This window comes from Mesorhizobium shonense, from assembly GCF_040545255.1.
Lineage (GTDB): Bacteria > Pseudomonadota > Alphaproteobacteria > Rhizobiales > Rhizobiaceae > Mesorhizobium > Mesorhizobium shonense.
This window is the reverse complement of record NZ_JBEPLM010000003.1, coordinates 96,893-122,812: the sequence shown is the minus strand read 5'-3', so window position 1 is coordinate 122,812 and position 25,920 is coordinate 96,893. Positions and strand designations below refer to the sequence as shown.

Below are 25,920 nucleotides of genomic sequence, written 5' to 3'. Positions count from 1 at the left end.
TCAGTGACCTTCCGGGAGATCGACATGAACATACCTCAGCGCGCCGGAGTGGGACTTAAGCCGCAGCACTACCGCGAGATCCTGGAAACTGTGCCGGATATCGGCTTTTTCGAGGTCCACGCCGAAAACTACATGGGGGCGGGCGGACCGCCGCACCGCTACCTTGCGGCGGTGCGCGAGCTTTATCCGCTGTCGCTGCACGGCGTCGGCCTGTCGATTGGCGCGGCCAGGCCCCTCGACCAAGACCATCTGAGGCGCCTGAAGGACCTGATCGCCCGCTACGAGCCTGGGCTTTTCTCCGAGCACCTCGCATGGTCGAGCCATGGCGAGGCGTTTCTGAACGATCTACTGCCGATGCCCTACACCAAGGAAACGCTCCAACGCATCGCCTCTCACATCGACGAGGTGCAGGAGACGCTCGGCCGCCAGATGCTGCTGGAAAATCCTTCCACCTACGTCGCCTTTGCCGAAAGCACCTATGCCGAGCCCGATTTCATCGCCGAGGTGCAGCGGCGCACCGGCTGCGGTCTGCTGCTCGATGTGAGCAACGTCCACGTCGCTTCGACCAATCAGCAATGGGATCCCTTCGCCTATATCGATGCCTATCCGCTCGTCGCCGTGCAGGAAATACACCTTGCCGGCTTCACGCCGGAGACCGACGAGAAACAGCGGCCGCTGCTTATCGACACCCACAACCGGCCGGTCGACCCATTGGTTTGGCAGCTCTACGCCTACGTTATCGGCAAGCTCGGTCCCACGCCGACGCTGATCGAATGGGACGCCGATTTGCCATCATGGGGCGAGCTGCACGCCGAGGCCATGCGGGCCGAAGCGCATATGAAGTCTCACGCGACACCGCAGGAGGTGCGCCTTGCAAGGACTGGCTGAACGGCAGCAGGACTTCGCGATGGCCCTGCTCGATGCTGCTCGCGCCACGCCGCCGGGCATCGTGGGTCCCGATGGCTTACCAAGTCCACGCCGCTTTGCGGTCTATCGCAACAACGTCGTGGCCGGCCTCATCGAGACATTGAAGGAAAACTACCCGGCGGTTCATCGTATCGTCGGGGACGAATTCTTCCGCGCTATGGCCGGACAGTTCGCAACGGCCCATCCGCCTCGGTCTCCGATCATGCTCGGCTACGGCTCGGGTTTCCCGGAATTCATCGGTGGATTCGAGCCTGTGGCGGCGCTGCCCTATCTCGCCGACGTGGCGAGGATCGAGCGCGCCTGGATCGAGGCCTATCACGCGGCCGATGCGGAACCGCTTACAGCCGCCGATCTCCTCGCCATCGATCAGGATCGCCTCGCCCAGGTCAGGCTGGCGCTCCATCCTTCGCTGCGTGTCACGCGATCGCGGTTTCCCGCCCTCACCATCTGGCGCATGAACATTGCGGGCGGCGAGCCCGCAGCCGTCGATCTCGACGCGAGCGGCGAGGATGCTCTCATCATCCGGCCAGGCGCAGAAGTTCGTGTTCACCAGATCCCGGTGGGCGCAGCGGCCCTTGTCAGGAGCCTGGGCGCCGGCAGGCCAGTGGTGGCCGCGGCTATCGCAGCGCTTGAGGTCACGGTCTACTTCGATCTCAGCGCGACGTTGGCCGGACTGATCGAAGCCGGCGCTTTCGTCGGTTGGAGCCTCGAACGGGATGCCGCAGGTGAGCCATGACGATCTCAGCTCCGGAACTCGTCCGTACACTGACAAGGCGGCTTTCCTCGGTTGCCATGGCTGTGGCGCCCCTGTTTCTGCGAACAGCACTCGCGGTGCCGTTTTTCCGCTCCGGCCTTACCCGCTGGGACGGCTTCCTGCAGCTCTCGGACAGCACCGTCTATCTGTTCGAAGAGGAGTTCAGGTTGCACATCTTCGGCGCCGAGTATGGTTTCCCCATGCCGGATGCCGTGGCCTATCTGGTCGCGACCGCCGAACTCGTTTTGCCGGTGCTGCTGGTCCTGGGCCTCGCCACCCGCTTTGCCGCGCTGGCGATGCTCATCATGACCGGTGTCATCCAGCTTGTGGTGCCCGATGGCTGGGCCAACTTCCACCTGCCCTGGGCCGCCATGGCGATCTCCATCATCGCCCTGGGCGCAGGGCCGATTTCCCTCGATCGGCTGATAGCCTTACGATTTGCTTCGGAGGCACACCGGCAATGACCACCAAACCGGTGCTGAAACTTGTGCGGGGGCCGGCTGTTCCCTCGCTGCAGGTGCGAGAACTGGATTGGTCGATCCTCATGGCCAGGGCTCAGGACGGTGACGCCGATGCCTACCGGCGGCTCCTCGAGGGCATCACGCCTTACCTCCGCGCTCACGCGGCGCGCTGCCACCGCAATCCCAGCGATGTCGAGGATGCGGTGCAAGATATACTGCTCAGCCTGCATACCGTGCGCCGGACCTATGATCCGGCGCGGCCGTTCGGTCCCTGGGTTACGGCCATTGCCCGGCGCAGGCTGATCGACCGCCTGCGCCGCCAGGGCCGCCGCCGGGCCTACGAAGCGGAATTTGAACCTGCTCACGAAACCTTTGCCGATCCGCCCGCGAACCTTGAGGGCATGACGAATATCCATGAGATTGCGGCGGCCCTCGACCGCCTTCCCGCCGGACAGCGCGAAGCCGTCCGGCTCACCAAGATCGAAGGGCTGTCGCTGAAGGAAGCCTCGGCGGTGAGTGGTACGAGCGTGGCGGCGCTTAAAATCGCCACGCACCGCGCCATCCAGCGTCTGCGGCGATTCTTCCATGGCGGGAGTGAAACATGATCCCCACGGATGATCTCATTTCCGCGCTTGCGGCCAATCTGAGACCGGTCAGGCGGCTCCGCCCACCGCTGCTGCGCGCCGCCGGTTTCCTGCTTCTGGGCGCATTGATCCTCACCATGATCGCCGCTGGCCATGGCTGGCGGCCAGGCCTCCTTGTTCGCCTGGCCGATATCCGCTTCGCCTTGAGCCTCACAGGAGCTGTCCTAACCGGCATCCTTGCCGCGGTCGCGGCATTCTTCATCAGCCTTCCCGACCGTTCACGTCATTGGATTTGGCTGCCGCTTCCGGCGCTTGCCTTGTGGCTTTTCTCGATCGGCTATCAGTGCCTGCGTTTCTGGACCCCGATGGTTCCCGGTAGCGCGGCTCCTGGTGAGACGGCCTCCTGCATTGCCACATTGGTGCTGACCAGCCTGCCGTTGTCGCTCGCCTTGGCTCTGATGCTGCGCCATGCCGCCAGTTTCAACCCCGCGCCGGTGATCTTCGCCGCAAGTCTCTCCGTGGCTGGAATTACCGCGGCGGCGCTGACCCTGTTCCATCCAATCGACGCCAGCATCGAGATTCTGATGTTCAATCTTGGCACCGGATTGTTGATCATGCTGTCGGGCGCCGCCATCAACCTGTTCCTGTCGAGCCGCGTGGAGATGCCGGAATGATCGGGCCATCGCCCGTCAGCAACCCAACGACATCACGGACTGGCCTGCCGTTCGCTCTTGGCGGCCTTTCGGCAGGTCTCCTCGCCTCCGCCTGCTGTATCCTTCCGCTCGCTTTCGCACTCGCCGGGATTAGCGGCGCCTGGATCGCGCGCCTCACCGCGCTGGCGCCCTATCAGCCGTACTTCCTCACGCTCGCAGCCGTCTCCATCGCTCTCGGATACTGGCGCTACCGCCGCAGTGAAGCGGCCGCCTGCCTTCCGGGCTCCCTCTGCGCCAGCCCCGTTTATCGCCGTTCCACCCGATGGATTCTGTTGGCCGCGAGCCTCATTGCCGCGTCAGCGGCCGCTGTCGATGTCTTCGGACGGCTCAATTCGTAGGAGATCTCCATGCGCATTGCGATCGCAATCGCTGTCCTGCTCCTCGTCGCCGCGCCCGCTGCTGCGGGGCAGCGTACCGCCACGTTCTCAGTGCCCGACATGACGTGTCCGCTCTGCCCGGCCACCGTTACGACCGCAATCAAGCACCTCGACGGCATTGTCTCCGTTTCAACCGACCTCAATGCCAAGACTGCGACGGTTGTCTTCGACGACGGCAAGACGAGCCCAGCAGCGATCGCCGATGCTTCCACAAACGCTGGCTATGCGGCAGCCTTGGTGAATGAGCAATGATCGAACTCACCAGCACCATCACCTGTCCGGCCTGCGGTCACCGCAAAACCGAGACGATGCCGGCCGATGCCTGCCAGTATTTCTACGAATGCGAAAGCTGCGGGATTCTCCTCAAGCCCCTGGCGGGAGATTGCTGCGTATTCTGCTCTTACGGTGATCACCCCTGTCCGCCGAGACAGAAGGAGCCGCAATCCGGTCCCGCAGGCCAGCATTGTCGCTGCTGAGATCTGTGACATAAATACGGACAGGATCGCCTGCGAGATTTGAGTTGCAGCCTCTTAAAGCATGTCTCCCGAAAGTGGGCCCGGTTTCGGGACGAAGACATGCTTAAAATCGAAAACCTAAAGCAGGTCGCGTGAATCCTTTTCACGCGACCTGCTTTAGGCGGCTTCGGCCGCAGCCCCGCTGAGATCGACCGCCGCAAAGGCTGCCTCCAGCACCTCCGGCCTCGCTCCGGGTTTGTTGGCATCGGTGGACAGAATCTGCCGGTAGCGGCGCGCGCCCGGAAGGCCATGGAACAGGCCGACCATATGGCGGGTGATGTGGCCGAGCCTTCCACCCTCCTCGATATGGCGCGCGGCGTAAGCAGCCATTTCATCCATCAGCGCTGCGTAGTCGAAAGCGATCCGCGCCTCGTCATAGAAAGCCGCATCGACGCCGGCAAGGATGCCCGGCGTATGATAGGCCGCACGGCCAAGCATGGCGCCGTCGACATGGCGCAGATGTTCGGAAACCTCGTCGAGCGATTGAATACCGCCATTGATGCCGATGAATTCGTTCGGCTTTCTGGCCTTCAGCCGATAGACGCGCGAATAATCGAGCGGTGGGATGTCGCGGTTTTCCTTAGGGCTCAGCCCCTCCAGCCACGCCTTGCGGGCGTGCACCCAGAGGGCATCGGCACCGGCCGCGAGCACTCGGTCAGCCAGCGTATCGAGAGCGGGTTCGGGGTCCTGCTCGTCGACGCCGATGCGGCATTTGACGGTGACCGGGATTTTCACCGCCGCCTTCATCGCCGCGACGCATTGCGCCACCAGCAGCGGCGTCTTCATCAGGCAGGCGCCGAACGTGCCCGACTGGACCCGATCGGACGGACAGCCGACATTGAGATTGATCTCGTCATAACCGAACGCCTCGCCGATGACGGCCGCCTCGGCGAGCTTGCGCGGATCTGAACCGCCAAGCTGCAGCGCAACCGGATGCTCGGCGTCATCAAAGCCAAGCAGGCGCTCGCGCACACCATGGATGACGGCGTCCGCCACCACCATCTCGGTGTAGAGGAGCGCGCGGCGCGTCAACTGACGGTGGAAGAACCGGCAATGCCGGTCCGTCCAATCCATCATTGGTGCTATGGCGATCATCGTCTGCATTAGGTCCTATTCATTCTTTCAGGAGATCCCAAATCCACGGACACCATCTAGTGTGTTCTTTTTGACTTTAAATGGTTCGAATCATGGGGACAAAAGTCCTGCCCCTGGAGGGACTATTTCCGATCCACACTTTTTATTAAAAGGCAATAGTCCGATTTGAAATTTCCACAAATAAGAGTAAAGTTTTTGTGCTCATGTTCTGAGCGGGAGGCGTACAGGCAGTCAATGCCTGTTGAAGAGGGGCGGGGTTGAGTATGCCCTCATTGTCGATCCTTGGTGCCCGCCGTTGGTGGGTCACCGATGCGCATAGGACGCATCCGCCTACAATTGCCTGACGGGGCAAGGAGCGGAGGATTAGCGGCGGCTCCTCCAACCCCTCTACCCCCTGAGTCAATCGAAACTTCAGATCCCTTTTAACAATGGCGCGCAGCGCCGGCCCTGCCGGCGAATGCACGCCCATGCGACCGGTTGCCAGCGTTGGGGCTGACTTCGCGCCTGTCGCATTGAAACCAGGGAGAATTCGTAATGGCACTCGACATCACAGCTCAAGACATCATCATCGACGAGACAACCGGCTTAACAGACGACGATATTAATCCGGCCGTTCCGCCGCACGACACCAACACCACGCTGCAACATCTTCTCACTCTCGGCACCGCGCTGGAGGTCGCCTATCAGGCCGATTTCGTGCAGGCCACGGCGAGCGCCGGAGAAACCATCACCTCGGTCGTTCTCACCCAGGACGCCTCGGGAACTCCGTTTTCCGAGACCGACGGCGTACTCACCGATATTCAGACGGTCGACGGCAACTTTGTCTGGCTGTTCCAGGACCCGAACAACGCAGATGTCGTGATCGGCGTCATTGGTACCGCTGACCCAACCGCCGAGCCCGACCCAACAACCGATCCGCTCGCCTTCTCGTTTGGGCTCGACCACACCAGCACCACCGATGCGGATCTGTATCTGGTTCAATATGTGGCGTTGTCCCATCCAGATGCGTCCGATCCGGACGACCAGATCGATCTGACCGATCTGGTGTACGCGTCGATCGAGGGAACCTCCCAGATCAGCTTCTCCGGCCAGAACGCAGCTCCGGGCAATCATGATTTTTACCTGATCAACTCGCCCGATGACGCTTCCAAGCAGCTTCTGGTGATCGGTTTGAATGGCGGCACCGCCAACGTCAGTGAACAGGGCTTCGGCATCAACAACCAGAGCATCAATCCGACCGAAACGCTGCAGGTCGATTTTGTGACCGGCGGCCTGCTGAACGCAGGTAGTGCTTCGCAAATCCAGTACGGCAGCCATATCGAGACCATCACCGAGGCCGGGTTCACGATCAACCAGATCACGCCTTCCAGCCCGGACAAGCGGGTGGACATCACGATCAAGGCTTTCGACAACACAGCCAACCAGCAAGGCACGGACTTCTTTGACGGCACCACGACCGACCCCGTTGACATCACCAGTGTCAAATTGACAGGTGCATCGGGGTTTGCCTCGACCATCACCGTCGACGGCACCTATGCCACGGCGAGCGGCAACGTCACCGTCACAGGGCTTAGCGGCACCGGGAACGCCGTTACCATCACCGGGCTGGATAACGTCACCACCGTCGATATCACCACCGCCGATAACATGGATCGACTGACGGTTACGGGGGTCGATGCGAATGAAGGGTGCGACATCACCGAGTTCCATTTCAAGGCGACGACCACCAACGCCCACACCGAAGAGGTCGGCTCCTTCATCAACTTCGATGACGACGGCCCGACGGCGGGTTTGACCGAGGAAAGCGCCACCGTGCTGCATGACGAAACGGCCGGCGTCGACGCCAGCTCGGACGACCAGCCCCTCGCCTCCTTGCCCGGCGCCTTCTCGGGGCTTGGCACGGCCATCGGCTGGGCAGCCAGCGCCTCCGCTGTGGTCACACCCAGCTCGAGCTTCGGCACCGACGGCCCAGGCACCGAGACGCTGTCGCTCGACGTCAGCGCGGCGAATGCCGATTCCGGTTTCGACACGCTCGACGGCCACAACATCCTGCTCAATGTCGAGGGCGGCCTCGTCGTCGGCCGCGTCGATGCCAATGATGACGGTAGCGTCGACACGAGTGACGCAGTGGCCATCGCCATCTCCATCGACGACAACGGCATCCTCAGCATTGCGCAATACATTGCGATCGCGCATTCCGACGCCACCGATCCCGACGATGTGCAGACGATGAACGACGGCGCCCTGCTGGCGGTGGTCGACGTCGATGACGGCGACGACGACAGCGACAGCACCAGTATCGCCATCGGCGACAAGGTGCAGATCAGGGACGACGGCCCGACGGTGACGGCGGACGGCACCGCTCCGACGCTCGTCACCGACGATTCGGAACTTTCCGATACCGCATCGGCAGGCTTCGCTTCGGCCTTCACCACGGACCCCGGCACCGACGGCGACGCCGTCACCTATGAGCTGGGCGTTAAAAGCGCCAACGTCGACAGCGGCCTCGACGACACGCTCAGCGGCGACAACATTCTCCTGCGCGTCAATGCTAGCGGCCAAGTCGAGGGCTATCTGGAGAACGACACGAGCACCGTCGCCTTCCTGATCAGCGTCGATGAAAACACCGGTGAGGTGACACTGACCCAGGACCGCGCGATCATCCATGACGATCCGACAGACCCGGTGGAGAGCGGCCTTTCGGCGGCGACACTTGCCGCTGCCGATCTGGTGACGCTGAAGGCGACCATCACCGATGGTGACGGTGACACCGCCGATGCAACCGCCAATATCGGCACGGCTTTCACCTTCGAGGACGACGGTCCGACGATCACGAAGCCGTTCGATGGTGACGCGGATGCCGGCAACGGTACCGGAACCCACGAAACGTTGGCCAATACGCTCAACGCGTCGGCCAGCGGCGACTTCGGCTACGATATCGGCGCGGATGCTCACCCGGCCGCGTTTTACGATGCCACGCATTCGGACTTTGTCGACCAGGACCTCGTGACTGCCGGCATCCAGATCGGGCTCACCGGCTCGATCACCGGCGGCGGCGGCGGCAGTATCCTGACCCCGGACGTGACGCTGGCATCGGAGACGGATGCCTCCGCGACGTTCAACTTCAGCTTCACCTACGACAAGGATCCGGCCGCCGGCGTCCAGACAGGCACAGCGGGCGGTACCCTGGTCTTCGACAAGGTCGCCGGTACTTACACCATCACCCTGACCGACCCGCTGGAGGGCTTCAGCTTCGACGTCATCCACACCGCCGAGCTCTTGTCCAAGCAGCCCACGAGCAACGTGGGCCACCCACCGATCGTGTTGGAAAAACTGCAGGCGGATGACCCGAACACGCCGGCAGACGAAGACTTCTACGTGCAATTCACCGGCAACGCGATCAACAAGGCCAATCCGTTCAGCCTGACGAACAATGGCCAGGGATCGTCCTCCGACACCTCGTTCAACACGCCGACCGGCACTCACGACATGGTCAGCAACAACAATCCAACGTGGGTTTCGGCGACGCAGAGCACCAACGGTGTCGCCGGCGACACGATCCAGAAGGGCGAACTGCTGACGTTGCGGTTCTTCAGCAGCGACGTCGGCATCGTGAACGAGGCAACCGTCCCGACGGCGACCGCCGGCGCCATGGCGATCAAGTTCGACGGCATCGGCACCAGCGAGGACCTGATGCTGATCCTCAACCTGGTCGACGATGGCGCCGACAACATCCTCGGCACCGCGGACGACACCTCGATCACGCGGGCTGTCTACGCTGACAACTCCGACATCTTGAAAAAGGGCCAGGTCCCGGCGCCGTACAGCAGCGAGTTCACGCTCGACAACAATGACGGTCTCCTGATCATCGAGCGGAACGACTACAACGCGGCCGGCGAAGATTATGTCCTGCAGGGTGTCCAGATCATGCAGTCGGGCAACGGCATCACCGGTCAGGCGATCAGCCTGAACGGAGCGACCGGCGCTGGCGGCGGCAGCAATGCGACCGGCGGTCTGGTGAGCTTCGATGCCGTCGACAACGACGTGCTGAAGATCGTGGATATCGGCTTCACCTCGACCGTGAGCGAGACGCCGGATGCCAATCTCGACTTCTCGTTCAAGGTGGCCGACGCGGACGGCGATACGACCGCCCTCCAGCATATCCTCGTCGACATCGCCTGACCACTCAACCAACGGGGGCAGTACCAGCTGCCCCCGTTGGACCTCAGTAAAGCAGCAGTAAAGGCATCGAAACCGGGGGGTATCCGTGATGCAGCCAAGACCGCAATTCCAGGAGGTGATGCGCCTGGCGCGCCACCAGGCGCCGGCCCTTCTCCTCTTCAGCCTGCTCACCAATGTCCTCCTGCTCGCCAGCACCGTCTACATGCTGCAGATATACGACCGGGTGCTGTCGAGCGGCTCGATCGACACGCTGCTGTGGCTCACTCTGGCCGTCATCGGCGCCATCGCCGTGTACGGCCTGCTGGAACATGCCCGCCGGATGATGCTGGGCCATATCAGCCAATGGCTGGACGACCAGCTCAGCGTGCCGGTGATCGAACGCGCCATGGAGGCGCGCCTCGCCGGCAGCAGCCTTGAGGCCGGCCTGAAGGACGTGGGCGATCTGCGCGGCTTCATAGCCGGCGACGGCATACTGACCTTTCTCGACGCGCCTTGGACACCCGTGTTCCTGGCGTTCATGTGGTTTCTGCATCCGGCATTGGGCGTGCTCGGTCTCGCCGGCGCCGTGCTGCTGTTCTGCTGCGCTTTAGCCAACGATTTCCTCACCCGCCGCAAGGGTCAGGAGGCGGCGGCTGGGCTGCGCCGCAGCCAGGCCGCGGTCGGTCAATATATCGATGGCGCCGAGACGTTGTGCTCGCTTGGCATGTCCGAGCCGGCGCTGCTGCGGTGGGAACAGAACCAGCAGTCACTGACGGATCTGCAGTCTCGGATTTTCCAGCGCACCACCGTCATCGGCAGCCTGTCGCGCTCGCTGCGCCTCGCCCTCCAGGTGGCCGTGCTGGGGCTCGGCGCCTATTTCGTCCTGCGCCGCGAACTGACGGGCGGGTCGATGATAGCGGCCTCCATCCTGCTCAGCCGCGCGCTGGCGCCGATCGAGCGCTCGATCGGCGCCTGGCGCAGCCTGGTCAACGCGCGGACGGCGCGCCAGAACCTGATCAAGCTCTTCGCCGCCACCGCGTCGATGCAGAACACCGGCGTCACCCTGCCGCGTCCGCAGGGTCGGCTGAAACTCGAAAATCTGCACTACTATGCGCCGGGAACCTCGCAGGCGCTGCTGAATGGGATCGGCTTCGGTGTCGAGCCTGGCCAAACCTGCGGCGTGATCGGCTCGTCCGGCTCCGGCAAGACTACGCTCTGCCGTCTCATCGTCGGCACGATGCGGCCGTCGCTCGGCCATGTCAGGCTGGATGGCGCGGAGGTCTGGAACTGGCCGTCGGACCAGTTGGGCCAGCATATCGGCTACCTGCCGCAACAGATCGAATTGTTCCCGGGAACGATCGCCGAGAACATTTCGCGTCTGCGCGACGAAGTCGACAGCGAAGCCGTCATCGCCGCGGCGCAGCTCGCGGGCATCCACGAGATGATCCTGCGGCTGCCGAACGGTTATCGGACCGAGGTCGGGCCGCACGGCGTCAAGATCTCGCGCGGCCAGCGCCAGCGCATCGCGCTGGCCCGGGCCCTGTTCGGCGACCCGCCGCTAATCGTTCTCGACGAGCCGAATACCGGCCTCGACGGCGAAGGCGAGGTGGCGCTGTTCAACGTGCTGCAGCAGCTGAAGGAGCGTGGCCGCACCGTGGTTGTCGTCACCCATCAGACCAATCTTCTGCGCACGGCCGATCATGTCGTCTTCCTCCGCGACGGATCCGTCTCGATGTTCGGTCCGCGCGACGAGGTTCTCGGCGCTCTGGCGGGCCAGCCCAAGCGCATACCGGTGCCGGCAGCCATCCGTGACAAGATTGCCGCCTTCGCGCCGGCAAACCTGAAGGCGGTGGAGTGAGCCATGGACGAGCGATTTGACGATTTCTCGACGATGCTGAGCGGGCTGGCGGACGCCCTGCGCGAGCTGTCCGGCAGGCTAACCATCTCCGCCGGGCAACTCATTGCCGCAGTGTCCGTGTGGTTCGACGGGCTCGACCAACCGAAGCGCATCGCTCTGGCAGCGGCCGCAAGCGCGCTCTTCCTGCTCCTGATTGGACGCCTCGTCCGGCGGCGGTCACCTGCAGCCCGAGCCAGCAGGCGCGACCTCGATCAACGGACGCGGCCTGCGCGCATGCTGGGCTATGTTTCCTCGATCGTCTTCGTCGGCGGCGTCGCCGCTTGGTCGAGCGTCGCGCTTCTGGCAAGCGCCGTCGTTGCCAATGGCGTTGTCAGTCCCGAAGGCTATCGCAAGACCGTCCAGCACCTGGAGGGCGGCATCATCGGGGCGATCCACGTGAAGGAAGGCGACAAGGTCAGCGCCGGCCAGGTTCTGATCAGCCTGAAGACAACGGAGGCGCAAGGGCGCTACGACGAGTTGCAGGGGCACTACATCCGCCTGCTGGCAACCGAGGCGCGCCTGGTCGCGGAGCTTGCCGGACAGAACCGGATCTCGTTCCCCAAGGAGTTGACGTCGATCGATAGTGAGTTGGCGCGAAAGGTCGTCGTCGAGGAGCAGGCACTGCTCGACAGCCGCCTCGCAACCCGCGACGGGCGCACGCAGATCCTCAACAAGCGCATCGCGCAGATTAAGGAGCAAAGCGCGGGATCACGAGACGTGATCGCCGCAGAGACCGAACAGCTTGGCCTGATCGAACAGGAGATCGCCTCCGCGCAGGAGATGTATAAGAAGGGCCTCGAACGCCTGCCGCGGATATTGGCGCTGCAGCGTTCCCAGGCCGACATTCGCGCCAACCAGGCATCGAACCGGGCGGAGGTGGCGAAAAACGATCAGCAGATCGGAGAGACCGAGTTCCAGCTCCTCAACCTGCGCCAGCAGGACAGCGAGACCGCCAACGAGGATCTTGCCAAAGCGCGTACAGACCTCGCCGAATTGCGCAGCCAATTGCCTTCGCGCCAGGACGTGCTGGCCAGAACGGATATCGTCGCGCCGATCGCCGGAACTGTGATGAACCTGCGGGTAACGACCGAATCGGGCGTGATCTCCAGCGGTCAGCCGCTTCTCGACATCGTCCCCAACGAGCCCAATCTGATCATCGATTCACGAATCCGGCCCACGGATATCGATGTGGTGCATCCGGACATGCCCGCCCGCGTGGTGCTGACAGCCTATCCGAGCCGGCATTTGCCGCAAATCCATGGCCTGCTTACGTCGGTGTCGGCCGACCGGCTGACGGACGAGAAGACCGGCGAGCCTTATTTCCTCGCTAAGGTCAAGGTCGACACGGCCGATCTTAAAGATCTGCACGACATCCGGCTGTCGCCCGGTATGCCGGCGGAAGTCATGATCCTGACCGGGGAACATACCCTGCTCGACTATATGCTGGCGCCGCTGCAGGCCTCGCTCACACGCTCTTTCAGGGAGAATTGAAACAACAGGGCGGCACGCGGACGAAAAAAAAGGCGGCCGGCGTCGGCCATAAGCCAACGCCTCATCATCGCATTTGTCAGCAGCAGCCGCGGGGGCGACGGAGCTACCGCCTCAGGGCGTAGACATTGTCCGTGGACGGGCCACCCAGCGGCAGCGCCATGTCGTCGTCAAGCAGCCGGGTGATGCGGGCAAAGCCGACAAAGGCCTTTCTCGCTTCCTCGGCCGACATTTTGCCCGACATCGCCGCCGAACAGCAATTCACGGCGCACTGATAAACGGGGCCGCGTCTTCCCGTTGGCCACTTCCGCAGGAACACCATCGCTTCGGAGACGCTATCGACTTCCTCCAAGGGGTATCCCTGCCCACGCGCAATCCGCACTGGGGTAAAGAAATGCAAGCGATCCATAGTTTCCTCCCGGTTCGACCGCAGAGCAGCCGAACCGCAATAAACGCATATCCTGTGGATTAGTTCCAAACAAATTTGGTTGCCGCTTGAAAATTTTGGAACCGCCGATCTGCGGCGAAAACGCCCTCGCCGACTCAGGCAATGATGAGATCAGTGTCAGCGATAAGGGCCATTCTCATTGAATGTCTTTAAGGCGAAAGCCGGCCAATGGATTGCTTGCCGGTTCCCCAGCGTCAGGCTTAACCTCGACGGTTAACGCGTGAGGGCGCGTTTTGCAAAAGGGGAACACTTGCAATGACCATACAAGGCGCATCGCCCGGCCTCTACAACGAGGATCTGGCTCCGGCAACGGTCAGGAACTGGGGACCGTTTTCGATCTTCAACGTCTGGACATCCGACGTCCACAGCCTCTGGGGCTACTATCTCGCCGCAAGTCTGTTCCTGTTCTGCGGCGGCTTCGTCAACTTCATCATCGCCATCGGCATCGGCTCGCTGATCATCTATTTCCTGATGAACCTCGTCGGCTATGCCGGCGTGAAGACCGGCGTGCCCTACCCCGTGCTCGCCCGCGCTTCCTTCGGCATCTGGGGCGCCAACATCCCGGCGCTGGTGCGCGCCGTCGTCGCCTGCTTCTGGTACGGCGCGCAGACGGCTGCGGCATCGGGTGCGATCGTCGCGCTGTTGACGCGGCTGCCATGGTTCAACGAATTCAACCAGACCTCGCACCTCCTCGGCCATTCCACCCTGGAAGTGATCTGCTTCGTCGTCATCTGGGCGCTGCAGCTCCTGATCATCCAGAAGGGCATGGAAACCGTGCGCCGCTTCCAGGATTGGGCCGGCCCCGCCGTGTGGGTGATGATGCTGATCCTGGCGATCTATCTCTGCGTGAAGTCGGGTACCTTCGCCTTCACCAGCGACATCCCGATGGACGTGCTGCTCGACAAGACCAAGGACGCCGGCGTGCCCGGCGAGCCGGGTTCGTGGACGGCGCTGTTCGCGGTGGCGGCGATCTGGGTGACCTATTTCTCGGCGCTCTACCTCAACTTCTGCGACTTTGCCCGCTATGCGCCCGACAAGGCATCGCTGCGCAAGGGCAACATCTGGGGCCTGCCGGTCAACCTCATCCTGTTCTCGCTGGTCGCCGGCGTCACCACGATCGCCGCCTACGACGTCTATCACGAGGTGCTGCTGCATCCCGACCAGATCTCGGCCAAATTCGACAGCTGGTTCCTGGCGGCTCTGGCGGCGCTGACCTTCGCGGTGGCGACGCTCGGCATCAACGTCGTGGCGAACTTCGTCTCGCCGGCCTTCGACTTCTCGAACGTCTTCCCGCGCCAGATCGACTTCAAGAAGGGCGGCTACATCGCAGCGCTTATCGCACTGGTGCTCTATCCCTTCGCGCCTTGGGAAGGCAGTGCCGCTTCCTTCGTCAACATCATCGGCGCGACGATGGGGCCGATCTTCGGCGTGATGATGGTCGACTACTACCTGATCCGCAAAAGCGAGGTCGACGTCGAGGCGCTCTACCGCGAAGACGGCGAGTTCCGCTTCCAGGGGGGCTGGCACGTCAACGCCTTCATCGCCGCCGGTATCGGCGCGATCTTCTCCTCGATCCTGCCGAACTTCACCAGCTGGCTGCCGTCATGGTGGGGCGTCTACGGCTGGTTCTTCGGCGTGGCGATCGCCGGTGCGGTCTACTACGTGCTGCGCACCATGGCGTTGGGTGCTGGAGCGCGGACGGCGAAGGCCTGAAGCAAATGGGGCGGCGAAAGCCGCCCCCTCTCCATCTGGCTAATTCCGGACTATCTCGGCCAGCCGGCGCACCGTGTTCCAGTTGCGCGAAGTACCGATGCCAAAGCGCTTATGATTGGCGGCTGCAAGCAGGCGAGAGCTTGGCCTCTCGCGCGAAAACACCAGCCAGATATCGCCGTCGACCAAAAGCACCTTCTCGTCTTCAGCAGCACGGGCCTGAAGCGCGGATAGGGCATCCGTCGGTACAGGCTCGCGCATGACGCGCACAGCGACCTGATCGCCGGTGGCCGCGGATTCGGCCGGAAACGGATTTCCAGTCGCGAGCTTCAGCCAATCTTCGGCGCCGCGCACGATGATGTCGACATGGCGGCCGAAAGTCTCTTCGAAGGCCCTCTCCAGCCGCTGTTCGAGGGCGGAAATTTTGGTCGACCGCGTCTCGAAGACCAGATTGCCCGTCGCCACCAGCGTGCGGACATTTTTCAGCCCTAGGCCTTCGGCCATCGCCTTGAGGTCCGACATGACGAGGCGCCGCCCCTCGCTGAGGAGAATGCTGTAGAGCAGCGCGACATAGGTCTGCATGGCTGATCCGCCAGCCAACGGCCTAAACGAGCCGCGACTGTTCCACCGCGGCCGAGATGAAGCTCGCGAACAGCGGGTGCGGTTCGAGCGGCCGGCTCTTCAATTCCGGATGGTACTGCACGCCGATGAACCAGGGATGGTCAGGATATTCGACCGTCTCCGGCAGCACGCCGTCGGGCGACATGCCGGCAAAGACCAGGCCGCAATCCTCGAGCCGCTGCTTATAGTCGACATTGACCTCGTAGCGGTGGCGGTGGCGCTCGGAAATTTGGGTGTCTCCATAGATCTCGGCGATCTTCGAGCCCTTGCTGAGCTCGGCCTGATAGGCGCCTAGCCGCATGGTGCCGCCGAGGTCGCCGGTCGCCCTGCGTTTCTCCAGCATGTTGCCCTTCAGCCACTCGGTCATCAGGCCGACGACCGGCTCCCCGGTCGGGCCGAACTCGGTCGACGAGGCCTTCTCGACGCCGGCCAGCGACCGCGCCGCCTCGATGCAGGCCATCTGCATGCCGAAGCAGATGCCGAAGTAAGGCACCTTGCGCTCGCGCGCGAATTTCGCGGCGAGAATCTTGCCTTCCGAGCCGCGTTCGCCGAAACCGCCGGGAACGAGGATGCCGTGAACCTTTTCCAGCCACGGCGTCGGGTCTTCCTTCTCAAAAATCTCGCTCTCGATCCAGTCGAGCTTGACCTTGACGCGGTTGGCGAGGCCGCCATGCGAGAGCGCCTCGATCAGCGATTTATAGGCGTCCTTCAGCCCTGTGTACTTGCCAACGACGGCAATCGTCACCTCGCCTTCGGGATTGTGGATGCGGTTGGAGAGCGCCTGCCACGGCTCCATGCGCGGCTTCGGCGCCGGATCGATACCGAAGGCAGCGAGCACTTCCGAATCGAGCCCCTCCTGGTGGTAGGCCATCGGCACGTCATAGATATGCGGCACGTCGAGCGCCTGGATGACGGCGCTTTCGCGCACGTTGCAGAACAGCGAAAGCTTTCTGCGCTCTTCCTTGGGGATCGGCCGGTCGGCGCGCACCAAGAGGATGTCGGGCGCGATGCCGATGCCGCGCAATTCCTTGACCGAATGCTGCGTCGGCTTGGTCTTCAATTCGCCCGCCGTCGGGATATAGGGCATCAACGTCAGATGCACATAGACCGCGTTGTTGCGCGGCAGGTCGTTGCCGAGCTGGCGGATCGCCTCCAGGAACGGCATCGCCTCGATGTCGCCGACCGTGCCGCCGATCTCGCACAGGACGAAATCGTAGTCGTCATTGCCGTCGAGGACGAAATGCTTGATCTCGTCGGTGACGTGCGGGATCACCTGCACGGTGGCGCCGAGATAGTCGCCGCGCCGCTCGCGCTCGATGATGTTCTTGTAGATGCGGCCGGTGGTGATGTTGTCCTGCTGGTTGGCCGAGCGGCCGGTGAAGCGCTCATAGTGGCCGAGATCGAGATCGGTCTCGGCGCCGTCGTCGGTCACGAACACTTCGCCATGCTGATACGGCGACATCGTTCCAGGGTCGACGTTGAGGTAGGGATCGAGCTTTTTGATCCGCGCGCGATAGCCTCGCGCCTGCAGAAGAGCCCCAAGAGCTGCTGCGGCGATGCCTTTTCCGAGTGAGGAAACCACGCCGCCTGTGATGAATACATATCGCGCCATGGGAGTCATCGCTTAACGCGGCCTGATTGATTCCGCCAGAGAAAAAACCGCCGCGAAGGCTTTTTCCCAAGATGGCGCCGGTGCCCGTGACAGGCGATTTGCTTATGTCAAAACGAAAGGGCCGGCGGTGCCGGCCCTTTCGGCAGTTGTTCGAACGCGTCAGATGATGACGACTGGGTCGTTATATAGGTAACGACCTTGTCGTCAGATAATAACAACCTTGGTGCCGATCTTGACGCGGCTGTAAAGATCCATGACGTGCTCGTTGATCATGCGGAAGCAGCCGTTGGAGGCGCTGGTTCCGATCGATTGCGGCGCAATGGTGCCGTGGATGCGCAGATGCGTGTCCTTCTTGCCGTCATAGAGATAGATGGCGCGCGCGCCGAGCGGATTCTCGCCGCCGCCGGGCATGCCGTCCTTGTATTGGCCATAGTGCTTCGGCTCGCGCTTCTGCATGTCGAGCGTCGGGATCCAGCGCGGCCACTCCTGCTTGTCGCCGACCGCCACGGTGCCCTTGAACTGCAGGCCTTCGCGGCCGACCGCTATGGCATAGCGGCGTGCGGTGGAAAACGATTCGACGAGGTAGAGGCGGCGCGCGCTGGTGTCGATGACGATCGTGCCCGGCTCATAGCCGGTGAACGTAACGTCCTGCGGCACAAACTCCGGCTTCACCTTGAACGGCCTCTTGGCATCCTTCCTGGCGAGCGCCGAATCGAGCGCGCGGGTCTCGGGAAGATAGCTGATCGAGGATACCGACTGGCCGCCGAACAGGCCGGCGAACAGCCCGCCACCGCTGGTCTGCTTTTGTCCCGGCTGCTCGCTGCGCAGCTCGCCGTTGTTGCCGGTGGCCGCGATGTTCATGGCTTCATCCGAGATTGGTTCGTCGGTCTGGATCGGCGCAATCGGCGCAAGGGGCTCGAGCGGCGCGATGATCTTGACGGTCTTCTTCACCGGCCTGGCGTCGGCCACTTCCGACGATGCTGCCGCCCCCTTCTTGGCCAGCCATTCCTGGCGAGCCGCGTCGGCCTTGGCCTTGGCCGCCTCGCGCATCGCCAGCTTGCGGGCTTCGAGCGCCTTTTCCTTGGCCGCTTCCTTGTCGGCCACGATCTTGGCCTCGAGCTTCTTGATCTGCGCGAGATCGTCCGAAGTCGGGTTTTTCTTCTTCTTGAGAAGCTTCAGCTGCGATGCGTCGCTCTTGGCAACGACGGGAATTGCGTCGGTCTTCTCGACCGACGGCGAAGCGGCCAGGTTTGCCGGCGAGGCAAAGGCCGCGGACCCCATGCCGAATACGGCACAGAATCCCAAAAGGATGAAGCTGCGAAGCTGCATGGCGAAGATCCGATTTTCTATGCTAGTTGCCCACGGCGTCGCCCGGCGCCCCCCAAGGACGCCGAAAGTGCCGCGCGCAATCTATAATCGATTAGCCGTAGGCCGCTCAAGCTGAGCGACAGGCTACGCCCGGTTGAATCTTCGTGATCAAGCAGCATTTGCCGCGACTGTGTTCAAAGAACAACAGATCGCGGCGGCAATGCTTGCCCGGCTACTGGTTCGGAACCTGCGGGGTGACCGGCAAGGTGATGCCATTCGCGGCCGGCGGCGTGGTCGGATTCGCGGGCGACGGCGTGGCGGGAGCGGTGGCCGGAGCCGTGGTCGCGCCGCCACTGGACAGCGGAGTGGTCGTTGTCGTGCCACCCGACGGAACCGCGGGCGTGGTGCCGCCGGCCGGCGCTGCGGGCTGCGAGCCACCCACCGGACCGTTGGCGCCGGGCAACTGGTTGAGCACGCCGCCGGCAGGCGCGCGGTCGAGGATGTCGATCGGCTTCTCGCCGTAGCGGGCGAGGATGGAGAGCGCAAGCGAGGTCACGAAGAACGCCGCGGCCAGGATCGCGGTCGCGCGGGTGAGCGCATTGGCGGCGCCCCGCGCCGTCATGAAACCGGACCCGCCGCCGATGCCGAGACCGCCGCCTTCGGAGCGCTGCAGCAGCACCACGCCGACAAGGGCGAGCACGACCATGAGGTGAACGACGATCAGTACGGTTTCCATAATTTATCCTGGCGAGGCCTTGCGCGGCCGCGCATACGACCGGTGATTTGGAGGCGGCTCCTTACAATGCTTTGATGGCATTTCCAAGCCTGCGGCCGGAATATGGGAAGCAAGACGGCCTTTGCAACGGCCCGGCCGCCTCCCTGCCACCTCGGGCCGCGGCTATGAAACGTTCATATAGGCTTCCGCGATGGCGAGGAAGTCGGCCGCCTTCAGGCTTGCGCCGCCGACCAGCGCGCCATCGACATTCTCGACGCCAAGCAGTTCCACCGCATTGGAAGGCTTGACCGAACCGCCATAGAGAATGCGCATCTTGGCCGCGGCATCGCCGAGCAGCGCGGTGAGCTTGCCGCGGATATGCGCATGCGCCTCGGCGACGTCGGCTGCGGTCGGCGTCAGGCCGGTGCCGATCGCCCAGACCGGCTCATAGGCAATGATGGTGTTGGCGGCGGTGGCGCTCGGCGGCACGGACCCGTCGAGCTGACGCGACAGGATATCGAGCGTCGCGCCTGCCTCGCGCTCGGCGCGCGTTTCGCCGATGCAGATGATGGCCACCAGCCCTGCCCGCCATGCGGCCGACGCCTTGGCATGGACAATAGCGTCGTCCTCCCCGCCCTGCTCGCGGCGTTCGGAATGGCCGACGATGACGTGGCTGGCTCCGGCATCCTTCAGCATCTCGGCCGAAATGCAGCCGGTATAGGCGCCGCTTTCCTTGGGGTGGCAATCCTCGCCGCCGGCGCGGACGGGCGTGCGCGAAAGGATCTCGGCAGCCTGGTGAAGCAAGGTCGCCGGCACACAGACCAGCGCTTCCGTCTCCGCATCGAGGCCGCTCATGAAACCGTTGCCGATCATCCTCAACTCGTTGAGCGAGGCGCTGGTGCCGTTCATTTTCCAGTTGCCGGCGACGAGCGGACGGATTCCAGGGGTCATGGGGTCAGGTTCTCCAGGCGACATAAGGCAGCGCCCTCACTACCAAAATCAGGCCACAAAGCAATCGACAGTGGCCCGGAAGGACGCTATTGCGCTTGTTTCAGACTCGGCGCATGCGAAAATGCGCAAAAATCGGAAGTAGGCATGCTTGGTTTATTGAGAAGCGCGGCGGGCACCTGGGTCGCGAAGGCGTTGCTGTCCCTCCTGGTGGTGAGCTTTGCCGTCTGGGGCATTTCCGGGCGCCTGTCAGGAACGTTGGGCGGTCATCATTCGGTGATCACGGCCGGCGGCACGACGGTTTCGATCAACGAATACCGCTTCGCCTACGATCGCCAGATCAACCTTTTGTCACAGCAATATGGCCAGCGCATCACGCAGGAGCAGGCCAAGCTGCTCGGCCTCGACAACCAGGTTCTGGCGCAGCTCGTTTCGGGCGCCGTGCTCGACGAGCAGGCCCGCAAGCTCGGGCTTGGCTTTTCCAAGGACAGCTTGGCCGAATTGACACACCAAGAACCAGCTTTCAGGGGCCCAAGCGGCCAGTTCGATCTCCGGGTGTTTGAGGCCAGGCTTCGCGAGCTCGGTATACGACCTGAAGACTATCTCAGGAATCGTTCTCAGGTGGCCAAGCGCCAGCAGATTGTCGAGGCGATTTCCGACGGCCTCAAGGCGCCGCAGACCTTCCTGAAGGCGGTCGCGCTCTATCGCGGCGAGGACCGCACGATCGACTATCTCGTCCTGCCGAAGACATTGGTGCAGCCGATCGAAGCGCCGTCCGACAGCGCGCTGAAAACCTATTTCGAAGCCAACAAGAAGAACTACGCCGCACCGGAATACCGCAAATTCTCCTATATCCGGTTGGAGCCGCAGGACATCATGGACCCGACGGCGGTGACCGACAGCCAAGTCGCCGACGACTACAACAAGAACAAGGCGCGCTACACCACGCCTGAAATGCGCACCATCGAACAGCTGGTGTTCAAGACGCCGGATGCGGCCAAGGCGGCATATGATTCCCTGAAAACCGGCGCCACCTTCGACAAGATCGTCACCGCCGAAGGCAAGACCCAGGCCGATACGCTGCTCGGCACGCTGGCCAAGGACAAGATCGCCGACAAGGCGGTGGCCGACGCGGCCTTCTCGCTCAATGTCAACGAGGTCAGCCCGGTGGTCCAGGGCGCCTTCGGCCCGGTGCTGCTGCGCGTCACCGAGATCAAGCCGCAAGTGGTGAAGGCGCTTTCGGAAGTGTCGGATCAGATCCGCAAGGACCTGGCGCTCGGCGAGGCTAGCCGCATCCTGCTCGACGTGCATGACAGCTATGAAGACACCCGCGCTTCGGGCGCCTCGCTTGCTCAGGCCGCCGAAAAGCTGAAGCTCAAGGTCGTCACCATCGACGCCATCGACCGCACCGGCCAGCGGCCGGACGGCACGATCGTCAACGACCTGCCGCAATCGGCCGATCTCATCAAGGCGGTCTTCGAGGCCGAGCCGAACCAGGAAAACGAAGGCCTGACCACCGCCGACAACGGCTTCGTCTTCTATGAAGTCCAGTCGATCACGCCGGCGCGCGACCGCACGCTGGACGAGGTTCGCCAGAAGGTGGCGGCCGACTGGACGGCCGCCGAGACCGACAAGCAGCTCGACGCGAAGGCTGAGGAGCTGGAAAAGCGCCTGAAGGCCGGCACGACGCTCGACGTGATCGCGGGCGAGCTGAAGCTCGAGAAGCAGACCAAGCGCGGCTTGAAGCGGGAAGCCGACGATGCCGACTTCGGCAAGGAAGGCGCCGCGGCCATGTTCGGCGTCGGCGAAGGCGGCACGGGCCTGATCCCCTCGCCCACCGGCGATGGCCAGATCCTGTTCAAGGTCGCCGAAGTCTTCGAGCCGGCCGGCGCCGATGGCAGCTCGGTTCCCGACGATGCGCAGAAATCCTTCAGCGCCGGCATGTCCGACGACCTGCTCGACCAGCTGGTGGCGCAACTGCAGTCGCAATACGACGTTCGCATCGATCCGTCCGCCGTTTCCCAGGCACAGACCCGATGAGCGCTCTCAAGACACACATAGCCAAGGTCGCCACCGGCAGTGCGCTCTCCTTCGAGGAAGCGCGCGAGGCTTTCGACATCATCATGTCGGGCGACGCGACGCCGGGCCAGATCGGCGGCTTCCTGATGGCGCTGCGCGTTCGCGGCGAGGCGGTGAGCGAAATCTCCGGCGCGGTCGCCACGATGCGCGCCAAGATGCTGCACGTCGAAGCCCCGCTCGGCGCCATCGACATCGTCGGCACCGGCGGCGACAACTCGCACTCGGTCAATATCTCGACCGCCTCGGCCTTCGTCATTGCGGCGGCCGGCGTTCCGGTCGCCAAGCACGGCAATCGCGGCCTTTCCTCGCTGACCGGTTCCGCCGACGTGCTGATGGCGCTCGGCGTCAAGATCGACATTCCGCCGGAAACGATCAGCCGCTGCATCCACGAGGCGGGCGTCGGTTTCATGTTCGCGCCGGCGCATCACCCTGCCATGAAGCATGTGGGCCCGATCCGGGGCGAGCTCGGCACGCGCACCATCTTCAACCTGCTCGGACCGCTGTCCAACCCGGCCGGCGTCAGCCGCCAGATGGTCGGCGTCTTCCTGCCGGAATGGATCACGCCGGTGGCCGAGACGCTGAAGGCGCTTGGCGCCGATCACGCCTGGGTCGTGCATGGCGACGGCTACGACGAGATCACCACCACCGGCGAGACTCAAGTTGCCGAGCTCGCCGGCGGAGAAATCCGCAACTTCACGCTCACTCCGGAAGCGGTGGGACTGAAGCGGCACAGCAAGGAAGAGCTACGCGGCGGCGATGCGGCCTATAACGCCACGGCATTACGCGATATGCTGGGCGGTGCTGCCGGCGCCTATCGCGACACGGTGCTGATGAATGCCGGCGCCGGGCTGGTGGTAGCGGGCAAGGCGACGACGCTCGCCGACGGCATTGAAGCCGCCGCGCAAGCCATCGACAGCGGCCGGGCGCTCGCGGTGCTCGACAAGCTCATCGAAATCTCGAACGGTTAGAACTTTGTCCGATATCCTGCGCAAGATCGAAGCTTATAAGCGCCAAGAGATCGCCGCGGCGAAGCTCAGCGTGCCGCTTGCCGAGATCAAGGCGAAGGCCAAGGATGCCGAGCCACCGCGCGGCTTCCTCGCGGCGCTCGAGGCCAAACGGAAGGCCGGCGGCTTCGCGCTGATAGCCGAGATCAAGAAGGCGAGCCCGTCCAAGGGCCTGATCCGCGCCGACTTCGACCCGCCGGCGCTCGCCAGGGCCTATCAGCAGGGCGGAGCGGCCTGCCTTTCGGTGCTGACCGACGCTCCGTCCTTCCAGGGCGCGCCCGCTTTCCTGACCGCCGCACGCGCCGCCGTCAGCCTGCCCGCACTGCGCAAGGATTTCCTGTTCGATCCGTACCAGGTTTACGAGGCACGGGCCTGGGGCGCGGACGCGATCCTCATCATCATGGCAAGCGTCGACGATGCGCTGGCTAGCGAGCTCGAAGCGACGGCCTTCGATCTCGGCATGGACGCGCTAGTCGAAGTGCATGACGAGAAGGAGATGGAGCGCGCGCTTTGCCTCTCGTCGCGGCTGATCGGCATCAACAACCGCGATTTGCGAACCTTCGAGACCAGCCTCGACGTTTCCGAGCGGATCGCCGCCATGGTGCCGGCGGACCGGCTGCTGGTCAGCGAAAGCGGCATCTTCACCCATCAGGATTGCCGTCGGCTGGAAAAGAGCAGGATCGGCACCTTCCTCGTCGGCGAGAGCCTGATGCGGCAGGCCGATGTGGCGGCCGCGACCTCGCTTCTGCTGACTGGCAAGGCGCCGGCCGAGGCCGTTTGAGATGGCAGCCCTCACCCATCTTGGCGCCAAGGGCGAAGCCAACATGGTCGATGTCGGCGACAAGGCCGAGACGACGCGCACCGCAATCGCCGAAGGTTTTGTCACCATGCAGCCGCAAACGCTGGAGATGATCCTGGCCGGCGACGCCAAGAAGGGTGACGTGCTGGGCACCGCGCGCATCGCCGGCATCATGGCGGCCAAGAAGACGCATGAACTCGTTCCGCTCTGCCACCCGTTGCTTCTGACCAAGGTTGCGGTCGATATCGAGCCCGACCGCGCGCTGCCCGGCCTGAAGGTGACCGCGCTTGCCCGCGTCACCGGCAAGACGGGCGTGGAGATGGAGGCGCTGACCGCGGCGTCGGTCGCGTGCCTCACCATCTACGACATGGCCAAGGCGGCGGACCGCGCCATGGTGATTTCCGGCATCAGGCTGGTCGAGAAGACCGGCGGCAAGTCGGGCGATTACAAGGCAGAATCCTAAGATGGCACTGCTTCCGGTCGCCGAGGCGCTCGAGCGCTTGCTGGCCGGCGCGACTGCGCTGCCGGGCGAAAGCATACCGTTGGCCGACGCGGCGGATAGGGCTCTGACCGAACCGGTGGTGGCGCTGCGCACTCAGCCGCCCTTCAATGCTTCGGCCATGGACGGCTATGCCGCACGCTTTGCGGATGTGGGCTCGGTGCCGGCGCGGCTCTCCGTGATCGGCATGGCGCCGGCCGGGCGCGGCTTTACCGGCATCGTCGGCAAGGGCGAGGCCGTGCGCCTCTTCACCGGCGCGCCGCTCCCCGAAGGCGCCGACACGATCGTCATCCAGGAAAATGTCCGCGACCTCGGCGGCGGCCAGATCGAGGTGACCGAGCCGACGTCCGCAGGACGCAACATCCGGCGAGCCGGTCTCGACTTCCTGAAAGGCGACGTGCTGCTCGAAAAAGGCCGCCTGCTCGATCCAGCGGCGCTTTCGTTGGCGGCGTCGGCCAACCATCCAAGCCTCACCGTGGTGCGCCGACCGCTGGTTGCCATCATCGCCACCGGCGACGAATTGCTGCCGCCGGGCAGCGAGCTCGGCCCCGACCAGATCATCTCGTCCAATGCCTATGGCGTCGTTGCGGCCGCGCAGTCGGTTGGCGCGCGCGCTCTCGATCTCGGCATCGCTGCCGACCGCCATGACGCGATTGCGGCTCTGGTCGGAAAGGCCGTCGAGGCGGGCGCCGATGTCATCGTCACCCTCGGTGGCGCGTCGGTCGGCGATCATGACCTGATCCACGACGTGCTGACCGGCCAAGGCATGCAGCTCGATTTCTGGAAGATCGCCATGCGCCCCGGCAAACCGTTGATGTTCGGCCGGCTTGGCAACATCCGCTGCATCGGCCTGCCCGGCAATCCGGTGGCAAGCCTTGTCTGCTCGCAATTGTTCCTGAAGCCGCTTCTGGCGCGTCTCGGCGGCCGTAGCTACCGGCAGGACATCCGCACTGCGCGGCTGGCTGCCGCAATGCACGCCAACGATCTCAGGCAGGACTATGTGCGGGCCGTCGTGCGCGAGGACGCCGGACAGTTGGTCGCGACGCCGTTCGGCATCCAGGATTCCTCTATGCTCAAGATGCTGGCCGACGCCAACGGCCTGATCGTGCGCCAGCCCCTCGCCCCGGCGGCCGAGGTCGGCGACGAATGCAGCGTTCTGATGTTACGCTGAACAAAACGTCAACACATTCACTAAACTTTAAACG

24 protein-coding genes are annotated in these 25,920 nt (G+C 63.6%); 17 read left to right on the top strand and 7 right to left on the bottom strand.

Annotation, left to right across the window (positions count from 1 at the left end):
* Window positions 1-24: 24 nt before the first annotated feature.
* From bufB to ABID26_RS09915, 8 genes are read left to right on the top strand one after another with little or no spacing between them, the layout of a single operon-like run.
* The gene (gene bufB, locus ABID26_RS09950; RefSeq protein WP_354415172.1) at window positions 25-888 is read left to right on the top strand and encodes an MNIO family bufferin maturase; all 864 of its coding nucleotides are present in this window, start codon (window positions 25-27) and stop codon (window positions 886-888) included.
* Entirely contained in the window at window positions 872-1,663 is a 792-nt protein-coding gene (locus tag ABID26_RS09945; protein ID WP_354415170.1) for an HvfC/BufC N-terminal domain-containing protein, read from the top strand. The genes bufB and ABID26_RS09945 overlap by 17 nt, the downstream gene beginning before the upstream one ends.
* On the top strand, window positions 1,660-2,145 hold the full coding sequence (locus ABID26_RS09940) for a DoxX family protein (protein ID WP_435528560.1): 486 nt from the start codon (window positions 1,660-1,662) through the stop codon (window positions 2,143-2,145). Before ABID26_RS09945 ends, ABID26_RS09940 begins: the two co-directional genes overlap by 4 nt.
* Window positions 2,142-2,747 (top strand): sigma-70 family RNA polymerase sigma factor, encoded by a 606-nt coding sequence (locus tag ABID26_RS09935; RefSeq protein WP_354415166.1) that lies wholly within the window; start codon window positions 2,142-2,144, stop codon window positions 2,745-2,747. Before ABID26_RS09940 ends, ABID26_RS09935 begins: the two co-directional genes overlap by 4 nt.
* Window positions 2,744-3,400 carry an NrsF family protein gene (locus ABID26_RS09930; RefSeq protein ID WP_354415164.1) on the top strand — a complete coding sequence of 219 codons (657 nt, stop codon included), beginning with the start codon at window positions 2,744-2,746 and terminating at the stop codon, window positions 3,398-3,400. Before ABID26_RS09935 ends, ABID26_RS09930 begins: the two co-directional genes overlap by 4 nt.
* A complete protein-coding gene (locus tag ABID26_RS09925) occupies window positions 3,397-3,777 on the top strand; it encodes a mercuric transporter MerT family protein (protein ID WP_354415162.1) in 381 nt (126 codons plus the stop codon). The genes ABID26_RS09930 and ABID26_RS09925 overlap by 4 nt, the downstream gene beginning before the upstream one ends.
* Window positions 3,778-3,786: 9 nt before the next feature.
* Window positions 3,787-4,068, top strand: coding sequence for a heavy-metal-associated domain-containing protein (locus tag ABID26_RS09920; protein WP_292338684.1), 282 nt, complete (start codon window positions 3,787-3,789; stop codon window positions 4,066-4,068).
* Complete coding sequence (locus tag ABID26_RS09915) at window positions 4,065-4,292, top strand: GDCCVxC domain-containing (seleno)protein (protein ID WP_354415160.1); 228 nt, start codon at window positions 4,065-4,067, stop codon at window positions 4,290-4,292. The genes ABID26_RS09920 and ABID26_RS09915 overlap by 4 nt, the downstream gene beginning before the upstream one ends.
* A 156-nt stretch (window positions 4,293-4,448) precedes the next feature.
* Here ABID26_RS09915 and dusA read toward each other — a convergent pair whose 3' ends face one another.
* Window positions 4,449-5,435 carry a tRNA dihydrouridine(20/20a) synthase DusA gene (gene dusA, locus ABID26_RS09910; RefSeq protein WP_354415157.1) on the bottom strand — a complete coding sequence of 329 codons (987 nt, stop codon included), beginning with the start codon at window positions 5,433-5,435 and terminating at the stop codon, window positions 4,449-4,451.
* A gap of 525 nt (window positions 5,436-5,960) precedes the next feature.
* On the opposite strand from dusA, the gene ABID26_RS09905 reads away from it, so the two are divergent.
* From ABID26_RS09905 to ABID26_RS09895, 3 genes are all read left to right on the top strand, one after another.
* Entirely contained in the window at window positions 5,961-9,608 is a 3,648-nt protein-coding gene (locus ABID26_RS09905; RefSeq protein ID WP_354415155.1) for a DUF5801 repeats-in-toxin domain-containing protein, read from the top strand.
* 88 nt (window positions 9,609-9,696) lie between these two features.
* Window positions 9,697-11,445 carry a type I secretion system permease/ATPase gene (locus ABID26_RS09900; RefSeq protein ID WP_354415154.1) on the top strand — a complete coding sequence of 583 codons (1,749 nt, stop codon included), beginning with the start codon at window positions 9,697-9,699 and terminating at the stop codon, window positions 11,443-11,445.
* Between the two features lie 3 nt (window positions 11,446-11,448).
* On the top strand, window positions 11,449-12,975 hold the full coding sequence (locus ABID26_RS09895; protein WP_354415152.1) for an HlyD family type I secretion periplasmic adaptor subunit: 1,527 nt from the start codon (window positions 11,449-11,451) through the stop codon (window positions 12,973-12,975).
* A gap of 103 nt (window positions 12,976-13,078) precedes the next feature.
* Here the strand turns inward: ABID26_RS09895 and ABID26_RS09890 are convergent, their stop codons facing one another.
* Window positions 13,079-13,381, bottom strand: a complete 303-nt coding sequence (locus tag ABID26_RS09890) for a DUF982 domain-containing protein (RefSeq protein ID WP_126102720.1) — start codon at window positions 13,379-13,381, stop codon at window positions 13,079-13,081.
* A gap of 294 nt (window positions 13,382-13,675) precedes the next feature.
* Between ABID26_RS09890 and ABID26_RS09885 the strand changes: the two genes are divergently transcribed.
* Complete coding sequence (locus tag ABID26_RS09885; RefSeq protein ID WP_320277099.1) at window positions 13,676-15,133, top strand: NCS1 family nucleobase:cation symporter-1; 1,458 nt, start codon at window positions 13,676-13,678, stop codon at window positions 15,131-15,133.
* 39 nt (window positions 15,134-15,172) lie between these two features.
* On the opposite strand, the gene ABID26_RS09880 is transcribed toward ABID26_RS09885, so the two are convergent.
* The 5 genes from ABID26_RS09880 to tpiA form a co-directional block, all read right to left on the bottom strand.
* The gene (locus tag ABID26_RS09880; RefSeq protein WP_292299408.1) at window positions 15,173-15,712 is read right to left on the bottom strand and encodes a DUF1697 domain-containing protein; all 540 of its coding nucleotides are present in this window, start codon (window positions 15,710-15,712) and stop codon (window positions 15,173-15,175) included.
* 22 nt (window positions 15,713-15,734) lie between these two features.
* Window positions 15,735-17,372, bottom strand: coding sequence for a CTP synthase (locus tag ABID26_RS09875; RefSeq protein WP_126100392.1), 1,638 nt, complete (start codon window positions 17,370-17,372; stop codon window positions 15,735-15,737).
* A gap of 195 nt (window positions 17,373-17,567) precedes the next feature.
* Window positions 17,568-18,692, bottom strand: a complete 1,125-nt coding sequence (locus tag ABID26_RS09870) for a L,D-transpeptidase (protein WP_292299406.1) — start codon at window positions 18,690-18,692, stop codon at window positions 17,568-17,570.
* Window positions 18,693-18,903: 211 nt separating this feature from the next.
* A complete protein-coding gene (secG, locus tag ABID26_RS09865) occupies window positions 18,904-19,407 on the bottom strand; it encodes a preprotein translocase subunit SecG (protein ID WP_292299404.1) in 504 nt (167 codons plus the stop codon).
* Window positions 19,408-19,569: 162 nt separating this feature from the next.
* Window positions 19,570-20,337, bottom strand: a complete 768-nt coding sequence (gene tpiA, locus ABID26_RS09860) for a triose-phosphate isomerase (RefSeq protein WP_292299402.1) — start codon at window positions 20,335-20,337, stop codon at window positions 19,570-19,572.
* 144 nt (window positions 20,338-20,481) lie between these two features.
* On the opposite strand from tpiA, the gene ABID26_RS09855 reads away from it, so the two are divergent.
* From ABID26_RS09855 to ABID26_RS09835, 5 genes are read left to right on the top strand one after another with little or no spacing between them, the layout of a single operon-like run.
* Window positions 20,482-22,374 carry a peptidyl-prolyl cis-trans isomerase gene (locus ABID26_RS09855; protein WP_292338676.1) on the top strand — a complete coding sequence of 631 codons (1,893 nt, stop codon included), beginning with the start codon at window positions 20,482-20,484 and terminating at the stop codon, window positions 22,372-22,374.
* A complete protein-coding gene (gene trpD, locus ABID26_RS09850) occupies window positions 22,371-23,381 on the top strand; it encodes an anthranilate phosphoribosyltransferase (RefSeq protein ID WP_292344212.1) in 1,011 nt (336 codons plus the stop codon). The genes ABID26_RS09855 and trpD overlap by 4 nt, the downstream gene beginning before the upstream one ends.
* A 4-nt stretch (window positions 23,382-23,385) precedes the next feature.
* Entirely contained in the window at window positions 23,386-24,198 is an 813-nt protein-coding gene (trpC, locus tag ABID26_RS09845; RefSeq protein ID WP_292344213.1) for an indole-3-glycerol phosphate synthase TrpC, read from the top strand.
* 1 nt (window position 24,199) lies between these two features.
* Window positions 24,200-24,679 (top strand): cyclic pyranopterin monophosphate synthase MoaC, encoded by a 480-nt coding sequence (gene moaC, locus ABID26_RS09840; RefSeq protein WP_292299391.1) that lies wholly within the window; start codon window positions 24,200-24,202, stop codon window positions 24,677-24,679.
* A gap of 1 nt (window position 24,680) precedes the next feature.
* The gene (locus ABID26_RS09835; RefSeq protein WP_292299389.1) at window positions 24,681-25,886 is read left to right on the top strand and encodes a molybdopterin molybdotransferase MoeA; all 1,206 of its coding nucleotides are present in this window, start codon (window positions 24,681-24,683) and stop codon (window positions 25,884-25,886) included.
* Window positions 25,887-25,920 lie beyond the last annotated feature (34 nt).